This is a genomic window from Pseudoalteromonas sp. BSi20311, assembly GCF_000239875.1.
GTDB lineage: Bacteria > Pseudomonadota > Gammaproteobacteria > Enterobacterales > Alteromonadaceae > Pseudoalteromonas.
Window position 1 is genome coordinate 1 of sequence record NZ_BADU01000068.1, and the last position, 15999, is coordinate 15999.

General features: G+C 40.0%; 14 protein-coding genes and 2 pseudogenes. 12 read left to right on the forward strand and 4 right to left on the reverse strand.

Annotated features, from left to right (window positions below):
- A partial coding sequence (locus tag P20311_RS19045; protein ID WP_036984961.1) for a hypothetical protein occupies positions 1-523 on the forward strand: 523 nt, incomplete at its 5' end.
- Positions 520-1110, forward strand: coding sequence for a hypothetical protein (locus tag P20311_RS07500; RefSeq protein WP_008111328.1), 591 nt, complete (start codon positions 520-522; stop codon positions 1108-1110). The genes P20311_RS19045 and P20311_RS07500, both read left to right, overlap by 4 nt.
- Positions 1111-1285: 175 nt before the next feature.
- On the opposite strand, the gene P20311_RS07505 is transcribed toward P20311_RS07500, so the two are convergent.
- The 3 genes from P20311_RS07505 to P20311_RS07515 all read right to left on the reverse strand — a co-directional run bounded on the left by P20311_RS07505 (position 1286) and on the right by P20311_RS07515 (position 4412).
- Positions 1286-1531, reverse strand: a complete 246-nt coding sequence (locus P20311_RS07505; protein WP_036984963.1) for a YfhL family 4Fe-4S dicluster ferredoxin — start codon at positions 1529-1531, stop codon at positions 1286-1288.
- A 3-nt stretch (positions 1532-1534) separates the two neighbouring features.
- On the reverse strand, positions 1535-2932 hold the full coding sequence (gene yegQ / locus P20311_RS07510) for a tRNA 5-hydroxyuridine modification protein YegQ (RefSeq protein ID WP_008111331.1): 1398 nt from the start codon (positions 2930-2932) through the stop codon (positions 1535-1537).
- A gap of 154 nt (positions 2933-3086) precedes the next feature.
- Positions 3087-4412, reverse strand: coding sequence for a PAS domain-containing methyl-accepting chemotaxis protein (locus tag P20311_RS07515; RefSeq protein ID WP_008111333.1), 1326 nt, complete (start codon positions 4410-4412; stop codon positions 3087-3089).
- 269 nt (positions 4413-4681) lie between these two features.
- On the opposite strand from P20311_RS07515, the gene ndk reads away from it, so the two are divergent.
- From ndk to der, 9 genes and pseudogenes are all read left to right on the forward strand, one after another.
- Positions 4682-5113, forward strand: coding sequence for a nucleoside-diphosphate kinase (gene ndk, locus P20311_RS07520; RefSeq protein WP_008111339.1), 432 nt, complete (start codon positions 4682-4684; stop codon positions 5111-5113).
- A 183-nt stretch (positions 5114-5296) separates the two neighbouring features.
- On the forward strand, positions 5297-6427 hold the full coding sequence (locus P20311_RS07525; RefSeq protein WP_008111342.1) for a bifunctional tRNA (adenosine(37)-C2)-methyltransferase TrmG/ribosomal RNA large subunit methyltransferase RlmN: 1131 nt from the start codon (positions 5297-5299) through the stop codon (positions 6425-6427).
- A gap of 116 nt (positions 6428-6543) precedes the next feature.
- Positions 6544-7491 (forward strand): annotated as a pseudogene (pilW, locus tag P20311_RS07530) (type IV pilus biogenesis/stability protein PilW); the annotation flags it as partial.
- Between the two features lie 316 nt (positions 7492-7807).
- The gene (locus tag P20311_RS07535; RefSeq protein WP_008111346.1) at positions 7808-8677 is read left to right on the forward strand and encodes a RodZ domain-containing protein; all 870 of its coding nucleotides are present in this window, start codon (positions 7808-7810) and stop codon (positions 8675-8677) included.
- A gap of 5 nt (positions 8678-8682) precedes the next feature.
- Positions 8683-9801, forward strand: coding sequence for a flavodoxin-dependent (E)-4-hydroxy-3-methylbut-2-enyl-diphosphate synthase (gene ispG / locus P20311_RS07540; RefSeq protein ID WP_008111348.1), 1119 nt, complete (start codon positions 8683-8685; stop codon positions 9799-9801).
- A gap of 187 nt (positions 9802-9988) precedes the next feature.
- Complete coding sequence (gene hisS, locus P20311_RS07545) at positions 9989-11269, forward strand: histidine--tRNA ligase (RefSeq protein WP_008111350.1); 1281 nt, start codon at positions 9989-9991, stop codon at positions 11267-11269.
- A 44-nt stretch (positions 11270-11313) separates the two neighbouring features.
- Positions 11314-11934: a tetratricopeptide repeat protein gene (locus P20311_RS07550; RefSeq protein ID WP_008111352.1), complete on the forward strand. Its 621-nt coding sequence runs from the start codon at positions 11314-11316 to the stop codon at positions 11932-11934.
- Between the two features lie 10 nt (positions 11935-11944).
- On the forward strand, positions 11945-13123 hold the full coding sequence (gene bamB, locus P20311_RS07555) for an outer membrane protein assembly factor BamB (protein WP_008111354.1): 1179 nt from the start codon (positions 11945-11947) through the stop codon (positions 13121-13123).
- 93 nt (positions 13124-13216) lie between these two features.
- Positions 13217-14686: a ribosome biogenesis GTPase Der gene (gene der, locus P20311_RS07560; protein WP_008111356.1), complete on the forward strand. Its 1470-nt coding sequence runs from the start codon at positions 13217-13219 to the stop codon at positions 14684-14686.
- Between the two features lie 54 nt (positions 14687-14740).
- Here der and P20311_RS07565 read toward each other — a convergent pair whose 3' ends face one another.
- The gene (locus P20311_RS07565; RefSeq protein ID WP_008111358.1) at positions 14741-15247 is read right to left on the reverse strand and encodes a zf-TFIIB domain-containing protein; all 507 of its coding nucleotides are present in this window, start codon (positions 15245-15247) and stop codon (positions 14741-14743) included.
- 436 nt (positions 15248-15683) lie between these two features.
- Here P20311_RS07565 and P20311_RS07570 point away from each other — a divergent pair.
- Positions 15684-15999: pseudogene (locus tag P20311_RS07570) on the forward strand (DUF885 domain-containing protein); the annotation flags it as partial.

The following is a 15999-nucleotide window of genomic DNA, read 5'->3' on the forward strand; positions in this document are numbered from 1 at the left end:
CTCTACTAAAAATAACAATGGCGATGAATTTGCATTTGATAAAGCCCCCGAAGGAGACGAACATTTTGCTTTAAATGTTATCTCTAACCCTAACTTACAACCACTTGATATTAAAATAGCCTTAGCCTTATTTGAAATACTTGAATGGCGTCACAATGGGGAAGGCATGGTATATCTATGTACCTCTAAAGAGTTAGACCTCGAAAATTATGGTGAATTCGGGGAGGATATTATTTTTAATGATGGATTTGAGAGAGAAATAGACCCCACCCCTCTTGCCGACCAATTATCTGCGTTATTTAAAACTTCAATTTCTACCGATGCTTTAAATAAAGTACTTAACCGCTTGGATAGCTTCCACTATATAAACGTAACCCCCGTTACAATGGCAAATTCAAAACTTGCTAAACCAGAACAAAAAAAGAGTAAGAGTAAAGCTTATCTAAAGCTAATTGAAATTAACGAAATGATGGATACAAAAAACCTCACCAATATTTGGGTTGTAAATAAGGAATTAAAATGAATAAACATAATTATTGCCGCAGAATTATGGAAGTGTACGGTGTTATTGTCGACTTTGAAGGGAATATTGCTAGAACTAATGTACCAGGCCCAATAGATGAAAATGAAACACTTAAAGGGTGGACTAATAGAGTTTTAGGTGATGACGTTTATAATGTCTCCTTTAGTTTGCAGCACACTTATGCACCTCAAACTAGGATGAGTACTATTATTGATGACTCCTATGATGCTGCACAGCAAGCCAAAAAAATACTGAAAAACACAGTTAAAAATAAAACGGACCGTTTGAAGGAAGAGCTGGATCAAGAAACTTTAAATCATCAAAAGCAAATTGACGAAATTTTAGCTAAACAAAAAACTAAGAAAAAATCTTATGTTGAGGTGACTTCCCCTAAAGCCGATGAATTAGATCTTGAAGAAGTTTATGGCTTAGCTAAAAATTTAACTCTACACGCAACAACTGAGCAATTAATAGACTCCGCATTTAAACGTGAAGATTTAACTCCTGAAAAATTAATCTTAAATTTAGTGATGTCGTTAAACCTACGTGTAGATGAACTAGATAAACTCAGAGATATTGCTTCTTAATACAACTTATAGAATTGCATTACTGACTATAAATTCAATCTCTACTTGCGTATTTAGCTATTTATGTAAATTAGCTAGTGCATTTCACCTTATGTTTTTTGAAGCTTGAAATAACCACATTTAAAAAAACTAAAAAGCGAGAGGCGGCCCTCTCGCTTTTAAACCGCGCTTTTATTTAACCCATCAACCTCACATATTTCTCTGCCAATTCATCTATAGTTTCGCGATGATTAGGATCGGGCTTTATGCAGTCAATGGGGCATACACTGACGCACGTTGGCTTGTCGTAATGGCCTACACATTCGGTGCATTTTTCAGGGTCTATTTGGTAAATTTTAGCGCCCATATAAATTGCTTCATTTGGGCACTCTGGATCGCACATATCACAGTTAATGCATTTACTATTTATGAGTAAAGCCATGATTTAACCACTAACCACGGCTTTTTTAAACGGATTGCGGGTATCTTGGTTTTCATCAAAATTGCGCATCAGTATGGCGTGCTCTAAATCGATAGTGTCAGGCAGTGGAATTTTTACGATATGGCCAGAGCCTTTAGCATCAGTAATACTTTCGCCTTTTTTGTTTTCCATACTCTCAAGGGTAAAGCTAATATTGCCTTTTGCCGTCATTAGCTCTAATGAATGACCAACACAAAATTTATTTTTTACATCTATTTCAACTAAACCATTAACATTACGACCAAGTACTTCACCTACAAATTGCTGCTTGGTAGAAACTGAATGGCCGTATTCGTAGTTTTGATAATCTTGATGAGCATGGCGTTTTAAAAAACCTTCGGTGTAACCACGGTGTGCTAGGTTCTCAAGAGTTTTGAATAAATCAGCATCAAATGGTTTACCTGCGACGGCATCGTCAATCGCTTTACGATACACCTGAGCGGTACGCGCAACATAATAAAATGACTTAGTACGCCCTTCTATTTTTAAGCTATGCACCCCCATTTTTGTTAACTGCTCTACGTATTGCACGGCGCGTAAGTCTTTTGAGTTCATGATATAAGTACCATGCTCGTCTTCAAATGCGGGCATATATTCACCTGGGCGGCCTTGCTCTTCTAGCATAAATACATCGTTACTTGGCGCGCCTTCACCTAACGTAGGTATAACCGTTTTAGGATCGATTTTATGTACCATTTCACCGGTTTCGTTCTCAGTGCCAGGTTTAACATCGTATTCCCAACGACACGCATTAGTGCACGTGCCTTGGTTAGGATCGCGCTTATTAATATAGCCTGAGAGTAAACAGCGCCCTGAATAGGCCATACACAGAGCACCATGAACGAATACTTCTAGCTCTGTTTCTGGGCATAGAGAGCGAATTTCACTTATTTCTTCAAGCGATAACTCACGAGATAAAATTACCCGTTCAATCCCCTGCTTGGCCCAAAAATTCACGCTTGCAAAATTAACTGCATTGGCTTGAACCGACAAATGAATTGGCATATCAGGCCACTTTTCACGTACTAGCATTATTAAACCCGGATCGGACATGATCAATGCATCAGGTTTCATAGCAATTACTGGCTCTATATCTCGTAAATACGACTTAACTTTTGCGTTATGCGGGGCAATATTCGACACTACATAAAACTTTTTATTTAGCGCATGTGCTTCGTTAATCCCTATTTGTAATGTATCTAAATCAAATTCGTTATTGCGAACCCTTAAACTGTAACGAGGTTGGCCGGCATATACAGCGTCGGCACCATAAGCAAAGGCATAACGCATATTTTTTAAGCTACCTGCTGGGCAAAGTAGTTCAGGAATAAACGGGGTTGAAGAAGTAACAGCTAAGGACATGTGCGCTCCATACATCGAACCGGGTTCAAGCCGGTTGCATGAATAATTAAGGGAAATAAAGCGCGCAAGTATAATGAGTGGTCAAAAGAGAAACTTTGATCAAGATCATCAAAATTTCTCTTCTGTGCTAAAAATGAAGAGCAGCAAATTTAAGTTATTTTTTACTACTTAATTGATTAGAAAATTGGCTAACCGCATCAACAACTTGTTGTGCGCCTTTTTTAATATCATTCATCACATGGCCTGACTCGTTAGAAAGATCTAATCCTTGCTGAGCTTTGTGTTTGCCTTGCTCTATTACAGCCACCGTTGATTGGGTTAAATTTTGGTTTTGCTGTACAACATCCACAATCTCTTCAGTTGCTTTACTGGTTCTTGAAGCAAGTAAACGCACCTCATCAGCAACTACAGCAAAACCTCGGCCTTGCTCACCTGCTCTTGCAGCTTCAATGGCAGCATTGAGTGCTAGCAAATTCGTTTGATCAGCAATGCTGCTGATACTTTGCACTATGCTGGCAATAAGTTGCGATTGTTTATCTAATGCTGAAATTTCTTTACCCGCTTGCTCCATTTGTACCGACAACTCATTCATAACTTGAACTGTTTTTTGTACCACCTCCGCGCCTTTATCCGCGTTATTATCGGTTTCGATAGAGGTTCCATGGGCAATACTCGCCGCTTGCTCTATAGCCAGCTCTCTTTCTACCTGGTCGGTGATCACCGTGGCAAATTTAACTACTTTGTAAAGCTCATTAGCTTCATTAAAAATCGGATTATACGACGCTTCTAACCATACTGAATGACCGTGTTTATCAATTCGCTTAAATCTGCTCGCAATAAACTCGCCATTACGCAATCGTTGCCAAAATGCTTGATATTCTTTACTGCTGGCTTCTTGCTCATCACAAAACATTCCATGGTGCTTACCTATTACTTCTTGCTTTGAATAGCCCATACTTTTTAAGAAGTTGTCGTTAACACGCAGCACCATACCTTGGGTGTCAAATTCAATCACCGCCGTAGAGCGGTGCAATGCTTTTATTAAATCTTCATTCTCTCTTGAGCTTTCAATTATTTGTGTCAGCACAGTACAGTGCATAGTCAAATACTCAAGCTGACCTTGCTCATTTTTTATTGGGTGTAAAATGCAGCGTAACCAATCTCGTTGGCCGTTTTGGTGGGATACTTGAATGGCGCCCGCATAATGCTGAGCTTTACTTATCGCTTTTTTAAAAGCATGGAAATCGGCGTTATTTCTAGCATTTTCAGCAATGAAGTCTAAAATATTTTTATTAATTATTTGGTTATTCGAGTAGTTAAACTCTCGTTCAAAGTTTTTATTTTGTCTTAAAATAGCACCTTGCTTATCAAGCTCTAATACCAGCATTTCACTGTCTAAACTTTGTTTAACCTGCTCCCTTACAGAAAGCTTACTTTGTAAATCAGCTATTTGATTTTTTAAAGATTGGTTAAAAAACATATTGTTACCTTAGTATTTGCATGCTTACAGCATACTTTCGGGGTCTATACGCATTTATGAAAAATGAGACTTTAAACGATGTAAATCAGAGTATAGCGCAAGTTTATAAAAGTAAATGAACGTAAAAATATCGTTTTTGGTTCATAAATAGAGGCTTGATAAATTAAAAAGGACAGCAAAGTAGAATAAATTAGGTTTTTTCGACTAAAACGCGTATAATTCGCGCCCGTTAATATTCAACCTTTTATTTAAATTATTGGAGCACAAAGATGGCTTTAGAGCGTACTTTTTCAATCGTAAAACCTGATGCAGTTGCTAAAAACCACATCGGCGCTATCTACAACCGTTTCGAAACTGCGGGTCTTAAAATCGTTGCAGCTAAAATGGTTCACCTTTCACAAGAGAAAGCTGAAGGTTTCTACGCTGAACACAGCGAACGTCCTTTCTTTGGCGCTTTAGTATCTTTCATGACATCTGGCCCAGTAATGGTTACCGTTCTTGAAGGCGAAAACGCTGTTCTTAAAAACCGTGAAATCATGGGTGCTACTAACCCTGCTGAAGCACTAGCTGGCACTTTACGTGCAGACTACGCTGATAGCATCGACGAAAATGCGGTTCACGGTTCTGACGCTGTTGAATCTGCTGCTCGCGAAATCGCGTACTTCTTCGCTGACGAAGAACTTTGCCCACGTACTCGTTAATTCGAGTTCACAGCTAACCCTGTGATGCAAAGTATGAAAAGGGCTTTCGAGCCCTTTTTTAGTCATTACGTAAAGTATTAACCGTTTATTTATGATGTTTTACTTAATGATTATAGTGGGTAAATTGTGTACAATTCTCCCTTGTAAATTTTTACCATCACCGCCACCGATTGAGGTTGTTACATGACCGAGCAAAAAAAGATTAATTTATTAGATTTAAACCGAGATGCAATGCGAGAGCTATTCGTATCATTCGGTGAAAAGCCATTTCGTGGCGATCAGGTGATGAAATGGATTTATCATTTCGGCGTAGATAATTTCGACGAAATGAGCAACGTAAACAAAAAACTCAAAGAAAAGCTTAAAAATGAGTGCGAAATTGTTGCGCCCGAAATTTCAGTTCGCCAGCAAGCCAGCGACGGTACTATTAAATATGCATTAGTACTAGAAGGCGGCCAAGAAGTTGAAGCCGTGTGGATCCCAGAAAAAGATCGCGCCACGTTATGTGTATCATCTCAAGTGGGCTGTGCACTGGAATGTACTTTTTGCTCAACGGCACAACAAGGCTTTAACCGTAACTTAAAAGTATCTGAAATTATCGGACAAGTATGGCGTGTAGCCAAAGATATTGGCCTTGATGGCAACAGCGAAAAGCGCCCTGTCACTAACGTTGTGATGATGGGTATGGGCGAGCCGCTACTTAATGTTAAAAACGTAGTCCCAGCAATGGAACTGATGATGGATGACTGGGGCTTTGGTTTATCTAAGCGCCGCGTCACATTAAGTACTTCAGGTGTGGTACCTGCCCTTGATTTATTGAAAGAAAAAATAGACGTAGCGCTGGCAATTTCACTGCATGCGCCAGATAACGCCCTGCGTGATATTTTAGTACCGATCAATAAAAAATATCCAATTGAAGAATTTTTAGCGGCCTGTCGTCGTTACATTGACGGTTCAAAAGCCAATAAAGATGTGACAATTGAATATGTAATGCTTAACGGCGTTAACGATAGTACCGATCAGGCTCATGAACTTGTTAAAACGCTAAAAGGTACGCCATCTAAGGTAAACCTTATTCCGTTTAACCCATTCCCAGGTAATGAATATACCCGTTCAAGTAACAGTCGAATTGACCGTTTCTCTAAAGTATTACAAGCTGCGGGTATTACCTGTATTGTTCGTCGTACTCGCGGGGATGACATTGATGCTGCATGTGGTCAGTTAGCTGGCGATGTTGTAGACCGTACTAAGCGTATGGCTAAAAAGAAAATGCGCGATGAAAACGCGATTGCAGTGAATATTCATCAAGCTTAATATTTGCTGAGTAATCAGAAGCCTTTGTGATATGTCGTTTATTTTTAAATAAATGATGCAACACAAAGGCTTTGAGGTAAGATAGAGGTTATGGATATAAATAAAGAGACAAAGTAATGCGATCTTTACTTACGTTAGCACTATCAACACTGTTTTTGAGCGGTTGTGTTACTGAAAATAGTTACAACGGCAGCGATAAACCAGTTCTCGAAAATAAAATTAATAACGATGGTGCTGCTCGCACGCGCATTGCGTTGGCGTTACAGTATTTAAGTACAGGTAATAACTCTCAAGCAAAATATAACTTAGAACGTGCTAATGAGTACGCTCCTAACTTACCCGAAGTACACTACTCTTTAGCATACTATTATCAACAAGTTGGCGAAAATGGATTGGCCGACAAAGCCTATCAAAAAGCACTGGCTATTAAGCCAAACGATCCTAACACCTTGAATAACTATGGCACGTTTTTGTGCAGCATTAATCAGTATGATCGCGCCACCGATCAATTTTTAAAAGCGATTGAAATACCCAGTTATATTCGTGTAGCACAAAGCTATGAAAATTTAGCCCTATGCGCCATTGAGTTTAACGATTTCACTAACGCCGAAAGCTATTTTCAGCAGGCGCTAAACCATAGCTCACAACGCGCGTCTACATTAATAAGTTTAGCCGCTTTATATTATGCAAAAAGTGACTTATACAAAGCCAGTAACTTAATAAAACGTTATGACGACACCGCGCAAGTTTCTTCTCGCGCCTTGTTGCTTGGTTATTTAGTTAAACAGCGTATGGGCAGAATTGAAGAAGCAGAAAAAATTGCGGCAACTTTATTACAAACTTATCCGAGTAGTATGCAAGCTAACGCAATTCGCGATAACCAGTTAAGACAAACAGAATTTGAAGTACTGCGTGAAAAATACCGCCAAGCACAGCTAGATGAATTGCAAGAAGGCAGTCAATCCAATCAAATTATTGCTGAGCCAAAAATAAAGGTTATTCGTAAAAAGAGCCCCGTGCAGGCTTCAAATAGCGAAGCGTCAATTGAGCAAACTAAAACAAATACGCAAGATGATTAACCCCCTTTAACTGTAAACAAAAATATAGCGTAAAGGGTGACGCGTAAATGCGTGTTTTAGGGTAAAGCAATTTAGCATTTCAGTGTGATAAAATGCTAAACTGCTACGGATAAGGTGTATTAAAGCACTTAAAAACAGATAAGCTTTAGCTAAACGCCACAAAGTTATTATAGTATTGCATGTAGTACCTTTTTTAATGCGCCTTAGCAACAAGAATTAACTAAAAATAAAAACGCAGTCTTACTCTTGTTGTTAAGCTAAAACATAAACTTTTACTAGTGGATCCAAACTGATACACATTATGAATGAAGATAATACACAACCGCAGAGCGATGAACCCTCTGTAGGTCAAATACTAAAAACACATAGAGAAAATGCAAATATTAGCCTTGCTAAGATTGCCTCGTTATTAAAATTAACTGAATCACAAGTTCAGCATATTGAAAACGATGAATATCATTTACTGGGCGCAAAAACATTTGTTAAAGGCTATATAAAAAATTACTGTCGCACACTAAACATTGATAGCACCGCTATTTTAGCCATGCTGCCTGCTTTTAGCACATCAGATAAGCCAGTAGATATGCAAAGCTTTTCAAGACGTACAGAAAAAGAAGCGCATGACAGTCGACTGATGACGGTAAGCTATTTAATACTAGCCATTGTTATTGGCTCATCAGCTGTATGGTGGTGGCAAAATGCAACGCCTATTGATGAACAAACTAACACTATTAATGCTAATAATTCATTTATTACTCAGCAACAAGAAAATACAAAACGACTTGCTGAAGCGGCTGATGAAGTGCAATTAGATGATGTTGAGCCTGCGCAACAAACAAATTCAGCATTACAAAATGAGCAACAAACTATTCAGGCTGCTCCCCTAAACGACGCACAAAGCCCGAGCGAGCCAACAAACACTGATTTAAGCACTATTTTTATGATGTTTAATGACGAGAGCTGGGTAGAAATTCACGATGCCAACGATGAAAAAATTGCATTTGGTGTAAAAAAAGCAGGCTACGAAATGACCTTAACTGGTGTAGCGCCTTTTTCAGTGGTTTTAGGCAAGCATGATGTTGTAAGTATTACCCTAAATGGTGAGCCAGTTGATATTTCGGCTTTTCCTAAAAACCGTTTAGCTAAATTTAAATTACCCTTAGCAGAGTAGTCGCTATGTTTTCAGAATCTCCTATAAAACGCAGAAAATCCACCCGTATTAACGTGGGTAATGTTCCAATTGGTGATGGTGCACCAATTGCCGTGCAGTCAATGACTAACACAGACACAATGGACATTGATGCCACTGTAGCTCAAATTCAAGCAATTCAAGATGCCGGTGCTGACATAGTCCGTGTATCTGTTCCAACTATGGATGCCGCTGAAGCATTTAAAAGTATTAAAGAGCAGGTATCGATACCGCTGGTTGCTGATATTCACTTTGACTACCGCATTGCATTAAAAGTAGCAAAGTATGGCGTTGATTGTTTACGTATTAACCCAGGAAACATTGGCAGTGAAGAGCGTATTAGAGCGGTTGTCGACTCAGCTCGAGAGCACAACATTCCAATTCGTATTGGCGTAAATGGTGGATCACTTGAGCGCGACCTACAAGAAAAATACGGCGAGCCAACACCTGAAGCCTTACTTGAATCGGCTATGCGCCATGTAGATATATTACGTCGCTTAGACTTTGACCAATTTAAAATTTCGGTGAAAGCGTCAGACGTATTTTTAGCGGTAGGAGCGTATCGTCTACTTGCAAAAGAAATTGACCAGCCACTGCATTTAGGTATTACCGAAGCAGGCGGCATGCGCTCTGGTTCAGTTAAATCAGCCGTTGGTTTAGGCATGCTATTGGCTGAAGGTATTGGTGACACACTGCGTGTATCACTAGCAGCGGATCCGGTACAAGAAATAAAAGTAGGCTTTGATATATTAAAATCATTGCGTATTCGCTCTCGCGGCATTAATTTTATTGCCTGCCCTAGCTGTTCACGCCAAGAGTTTGATGTAGTGAGCACCATGAATCAACTTGAAGAGCGCTTAGAAGATATTATTGAGCCAGTTTCAGTGTCAGTCATTGGCTGTGTGGTTAACGGGCCAGGCGAAGCATTGGTTAGTGATATAGGCCTTGCCGGCGCAAACCGTCGCTCAGGTTTATACATTAATGGTGAGCGACAAAAAGCACGCATTGATAACAACAATATTGTTGATCAACTCGAAGGCTATGTACGCGACTTCATTGAACAGAAGCAACAACAAACACCTATTGATATAAAAATCGTAGAGTGATGTGTTGTTGCAGCATTATGTATTTAATTGACCTTTTTTAGTCGCGGCACTCACAGCGTAGTATAAATTACGTACACCCCGCTACACTCGCAATTACCTTATAGTTAAGGTTATAATGCAGGGTCGATTTTTTAGTTTTACGTGGTTGCAGCCCAGAGCTGCACATAAACAGATTTAGGATTTATCAGTGGCAAAACAAATTCAGGCAGTTCGCGGTATGAACGATTGCCTGCCAGGCGATACGCAAGTTTGGCAGAAAGTAGAACACATTTTACGCGAGACCGTATCATCGTTTGGTTATCAAGAAATTCGTTTTCCAATTGTAGAATCAACCGACCTATTTAAACGCTCTATTGGTGAAGTGACCGATATAGTTGAAAAAGAAATGTACACCTTTGCCGATCGTAACGGCGATAATTTAACTCTGCGCCCAGAAGGCACTGCAGTGTGTGTACGTGCAGGTAACGAAAATGGCCTGTTATACAATCAAGAACAACGCCTTTGGTACATGGGTCCAATGTTTCGCCATGAACGACCACAAAAAGGTCGCTACCGTCAATTTCACCAATTTGGTTTAGAGACCTTTGGTATTGCCAGTGCCGATATTGACGCCGAAGTTATTTTACTCACGGCGCAACTTTGGGAAGCATTTGGCATTACTGACCATGTGCGTTTAGAGCTTAATTCATTAGGTTCAAACGAAGCACGTGCACAGTACCGCGATGCCTTAATCGCCTTTTTAGAACAACATACCGATGTACTAGATGAAGATTCAAAGCGTCGTATGTACTCTAACCCACTGCGCGTTTTGGATACTAAAAACCCAGATATTCAGGCAATCTTAGTCGATGCACCAAAGCTATCTGAACATTTAGATGCTGAATCAAAAGAACATTTTGAAAATTTATGTGAACGATTAGATGCCGCAGGCGTCAAATACACGGTTAATGAAAAGCTGGTACGTGGCTTAGATTACTATAACCGCACAGTATTTGAATGGGTAACCGACAGCTTAGGCGCACAAGGGACAGTGTGTGCCGGTGGTCGTTATGATGGTTTAGTAGAGCAATTAGGTGGTAAATCAACCCCTGCGGTAGGGTTCGCAATGGGTTTAGAGCGTCTGGTTTTACTACTTCAAGCACTTGAATGTGTAGGTGACATACGCCGTAGTGCTGATGTATATTTAGCAGCCATGGGCGATAAAGCCAGTATTCAAGCCCCTATTATTGCTTCTACCTTACGTCGTGACGTCCCTGGATTACGCGTAATGGTGCACGCAGGTGGTGGTAACTTTAAAAAACAACTTAAACGTGCTGATAAAAGCGATGCTCTTGTTGCAGTCATTATCGGTGAAGATGAATTAGAGCAAGGCGTTGTGACTATTAAATATTTACGTGAGCGTAAAGAACAAGTCACACTAGAATTAGAACAAGCTAAAACGTTACTTGCAGAACTAATTAATAGCTAAATTATATAAAGCGTAAGTAGTTAAGCGCTTTAACAGAGGTAAGCATGGAAATTTATTCAACAGAAGAACAACAAGCAGAAGCAATTAAACGTTTTTTTCGTGAAAACGGCCTTTCACTAGCCTTAGGCGTTATTGTAGGTTTAGGTGGTTTATATGGCTGGAAAGCATACAACCAAAATCAAATTACCACTGCAGAGCAAGCATCTGATGCATACACTAAGCTTGTTGAAAGTGACAGCGTATTAGCGTCTGCTGATGCATTTATGAGTGAAAACAAAGACACTCAGTACGCAACTTTAGCGGCATTTGTTGCTGCAAAAGAAGCAGTAGATACACAAAAACTAGATGTAGCAAATGAAAAACTAAGCTGGATTGTAACTAACGTTGATAACGCCCAGCTTAGAGCCATTGCAACAACACGTTTAGCGCGTGTGCAAATTGCTCAACAGCAATACGATGATGCATTGAGCACATTAAATGCTCCTCTTCCTGAAGCGTTTAACGCAAATGTGGCTGAATTAAAAGGTGACATTTACACTCAGCAAGGTAATAAAGAGCAAGCACGCGTAGCTTACCAAGCTGCTGTTGATGCCGGTGGATTAACGAGTAATCCTCTTTTACAAATTAAGTTAGATGACCTAGCAGTAACTAGCCCAGCGGCATAAGGTTTTAGGCATGAGAAAAATAACAACAGCAACGCTCGCCCTATGTATGGCAACCCTAATGGGGTGTTCTTCAAGTGATGATGAAGAAGAACTGGTGCTTCCAGAAATAGCCAATCAATTTGAAACTGATGTGGTATGGCAAGAGTCAATTGGTAGCGGTGTAGAGCATTACTTTTCACGCCTATCACCCGCTGTTTATAAAGAAACAGTGTACGTTGCTAACCGTGAAGGCCAAGTAGAAGCCTTATCACTTGCCAACGGCGATACCCAATGGGAAACCGACGTTCGCCAAGATTTATCGTTTTGGCCTTGGAGCGATAACGATAGTGCAAAATTATCAGGCGGAATATTACAAGCTTATGGTAAAATCTATTTAGGCTCTGAACATGGTTACGTGATTGCGCTTGACCGTGAGACTGGTAAAGAAGTTTGGCGTAAAAAAGTACCTGGCGAATCACTCTCTAAACCCGCTGCAGGTGATGGCTTAATTTTTGTAAATTTAGCTTCAGGTAAGTTACTTGCGCTTCACCCAGATACTGGTGAAGAGCGCTGGAGCTTTGAGCAAGAAGTGCCACCGCTAACTTTACGCGGTCAAAGTTCACCTACTGTGGCTAACGGTGGGGTGTTACTAGGCTTAGAAACAGGTAAGTTAAGTGTTTTAATTTCTGAGAGCGGCTACTCGGCATGGAGTGCAGAAATTGCAGTGCCAAAAGGCGCATCAGAGTTTGAACGTTTAGTTGATGTAGACACGCAGCCTATTATTAGCGGTCCATTTGCTTATGCTATTGCATACAATGGTAACTTATCAGCAGTAGATATTCGTTCAGGTAATGTTGTATGGAAACGTGAATACAGCAGCTACCGTGAAATTAGCATGGATTTGCAAACAATTTACGTTGTTGATAGTAACGGCGTTGTTTATGCACTTGATAAAGATTCGGGCATTGAACGCTGGAGCCAACCCGCTCTACGTGGCTGGTACTTAACAGGTCCAGCGATTGCCGGTAATTATTTAGCGTTAGGTGACCAAGAAGGCAATTTGCATTGGTTAAATAAAGACACTGGCGAGCTAGTATCTCGTGAAGACTTTGACAGCTCAGGTTTTTTTGTTGAGCCCGTTGTCGCTGACGATAAATTGATTTTATACACCCGCGATGGTGAAGTTAGCGCGGTAAAAATACCGAACTAACTGTCTACTATTAGTGTAAGGCACTAATAGTTAATTATTTTTTGTAAGGCTTCGCACTGCGAAGCCTTTTGTTGTTTTTTAAAGAGGTAGTTTATGCTTCCCGTGATCGCTCTTGTAGGGCGACCCAATGTGGGCAAATCCACATTATTTAACCGTTTAACACGTACTCGTGATGCACTCGTTGCCGACTTTCCTGGCTTAACGCGTGATAGAAAATATGGCCAAGCAAATTACGATGGCTTTGAATTTATCGTGGTAGATACGGGCGGTATTGATGGCTCAGAAGAAGGTATCGAAACCGAAATGGCTGATCAGTCATTACTAGCCATTGAAGAAGCGGATATTGTTTTATTTTTAGTTGATGCTCGCGTGGGTATGACTGTGGCTGACCAAGCTATTGCTAACCACTTACGTAAGCAAGAAAAGAAAAGCTTTGTTGTTGCCAATAAAACAGACGGCATTGATGCCGACTCAAACTGTGCTGAGTTTTATCAACTTTCACTTGGTGAAGTTCATCATATCGCTGCCGCACATGGCCGTGGCATCACTTTACTACTTGAAAAAACACTTCAGCCTGTTATTGCTGAACTTGCTGCACTTGATGAAGATGTAGCCGATGACGATGAAGAACTTATCGACTTATATCAAGAAGGTGAAGAAGATGACACCGATCACCAAGCGTTTGCCGACAAGCCGGTAAAGCTGGCGATTATTGGTCGCCCAAATGTTGGTAAGTCAACCCTTACTAACCGTATACTAGGTGAAGATCGCGTTATTGTATACGATATGCCAGGTACAACCCGCGACTCAATTTACATTCCGATGACCCGTAACGACAAAGAATATATTCTTATCGATACCGCCGGTGTGCGTAAGCGTAAAAAAGTAAGTGACGTGGTTGAGAAGTTCTCAGTCATTAAAACACTTCAAGCAATCGAAGATTGTAATGTGGTGTTATTAGTGGTTGATGCCCGTGATGGTATTTCTGATCAAGACTTAAGCCTGTTAGGTTTTGCGCTTAACTCAGGGCGCTCATTGGTTATTGCCGTGAATAAGTGGGATGGTCTAGATAATTACGTTAAAGACCGTATTAAGACTGAACTTGATCGTCGTTTAGGCTTTATTGATTTTGCCCGCCTACACTTTATCTCTGCTCTGCATGGTACCGGTGTTGGTCATTTATTTGAATCAGTTGACGAAGCGTATGAGTCGGCAACTAAGCGAATTAGTACTGCTATGTTACGTCGTATTATGGATATGGCACAAGCGGATCACCAGCCACCACTTGTTCGTGGACGTCGTGTAAAGCTTAAGTATGCGCATGCTGGGGGCTACAACCCGCCACGTATCGTTATTCATGGTAACCAAGTACATGACTTACCTGATAGCTACAAACGCTACTTAATGAACTACTACCGTAAAGCACTTAAGATTATGGGTACGCCAATCAAAATTGAATTTAGAGAAGGTGATAACCCATTTGCAGGGCGTACGAATAAAGTAACGCTGTCGCAAAAACGTAAAATTCGCGCGTTTAGTAAAGAAAACCGCAATAAATCGTAATGGCTTTAATTTAGTCAATTGAAAAAAACGGCGTACTTTATAGGACGCCGTTTTTTATGATTCAAAATTAAGTAATGCCAATTGCACCAGCCGTTCAACTGTAGTGCCTTGAACGTTTTTAGGCGCTTTAGGATAATATTTCGATTTTGGCGTTTTAATAGATATGAAACCATGGTTTGTTGCCATCTCATTAGCTAATAACTTACGCTCTTTGGGTGTTAGATGATTTTCGTGTATTTTGCTTAATTCGCCACTATCAAGCCATATTCCTGCACAGCTTGGGCACTCATCTATTTCAACCACTTTGAGCGGTGAAAAAAACCGGCGCATCATCACAACTTTTTTGCACTTTGGGCAATTAATTCGTAGCGATACATCGTATTCACCCTCGGCATAATTACTCAAATACTTAAGTAAAACCTGACCATGCTTTAACTCCGGCGAGCTAAATTTAAAAATTTGGCTATTATCAAAAAATACGCCGCCTAAAAACGATGTATAAACAGTGATGCCGCCAACTAATATAGGCTCCAATGGTGTATTTGTACGAGGGCACAACATTTTCAAAAATCCTTTTTATTTTAATACCTAAAGTTAAATAGTTATTCTAATGCTTTGTGTATCAGGCCAATTAATGGTGGTAGCAATGTAGTGTGACCTGCCAATACAAACTCATGTGCATCATCTGGCATTTTTTGTCACGTGTGGCGAATAATCCCAATCCATTTTTCTTCATCATAATCAGGTTTTGAACCTGCAAAGCTAAACAAGTAAAGCTCAATAAATATATGGGTGTTGGCTATTCGCCGGATCGATTAACGAAATTACATTATTAAACATGGCTACTACAGTATGTTTTATTTTTTCATTTTAAACACCAGTAAAACAATAAGCTAGGCTGTTGTTAAAAACCAACGCATTAATTGAGTGAACTTGTTATTATCATAAAATCAGCGCACATAAATAATAATTAAAATTTTAAAAAGTGAAATTCAACATGCTAAAAAAAACAATCTTAGCTATTGCCTTAGCAGCCACCTCGCTGCCAAGCTTAGCCGACAGTAACAGCGATTTAAAAACCATTATTGATAATCACTGGCAAAACGCCAAAGCTGAAAAAATATTTTTTAGAACCGATCCAGACGGTTGGAAACCAAACGGCACATTGCCAAATTGGAGTGAACAAGCCATTGCTAAGCGCCAAGCTTACAACAACAGCGTACTAAAAAGCTTAGCCAACATTGACCCAAAAACACTCAATAGCGAGCAGCTAATGAACTACCGCTTATTTAAATATGAGCGAGAAACAGAGC

Bases quoted from the DNA above. Each gene is read 5' to 3' on its own strand.
- P20311_RS07500 (WP_008111328.1), top strand. From the start codon at position 520: ATGAATAAACATAATTATTGCCGCAGAATTATGGAAGTGTACGGTGTT.
- P20311_RS07505 (WP_036984963.1), bottom strand. From the start codon at position 1,531: ATGGCTTTACTCATAAATAGTAAATGCATTAACTGTGATATGTGCGAT.
- yegQ (WP_008111331.1), bottom strand. From the start codon at position 2,932: ATGTCCTTAGCTGTTACTTCTTCAACCCCGTTTATTCCTGAACTACTT.
- P20311_RS07515 (WP_008111333.1), bottom strand. From the start codon at position 4,412: ATGTTTTTTAACCAATCTTTAAAAAATCAAATAGCTGATTTACAAAGT.
- ndk (WP_008111339.1), top strand. From the start codon at position 4,682: ATGGCTTTAGAGCGTACTTTTTCAATCGTAAAACCTGATGCAGTTGCT.
- P20311_RS07525 (WP_008111342.1), top strand. From the start codon at position 5,297: ATGACCGAGCAAAAAAAGATTAATTTATTAGATTTAAACCGAGATGCA.
- P20311_RS07535 (WP_008111346.1), top strand. From the start codon at position 7,808: ATGAATGAAGATAATACACAACCGCAGAGCGATGAACCCTCTGTAGGT.
- ispG (WP_008111348.1), top strand. From the start codon at position 8,683: ATGTTTTCAGAATCTCCTATAAAACGCAGAAAATCCACCCGTATTAAC.
- P20311_RS07550 (WP_008111352.1), top strand. From the start codon at position 11,314: ATGGAAATTTATTCAACAGAAGAACAACAAGCAGAAGCAATTAAACGT.
- bamB (WP_008111354.1), top strand. From the start codon at position 11,945: ATGAGAAAAATAACAACAGCAACGCTCGCCCTATGTATGGCAACCCTA.
- der (WP_008111356.1), top strand. From the start codon at position 13,217: ATGCTTCCCGTGATCGCTCTTGTAGGGCGACCCAATGTGGGCAAATCC.
- P20311_RS07565 (WP_008111358.1), bottom strand. From the start codon at position 15,247: ATGTTGTGCCCTCGTACAAATACACCATTGGAGCCTATATTAGTTGGC.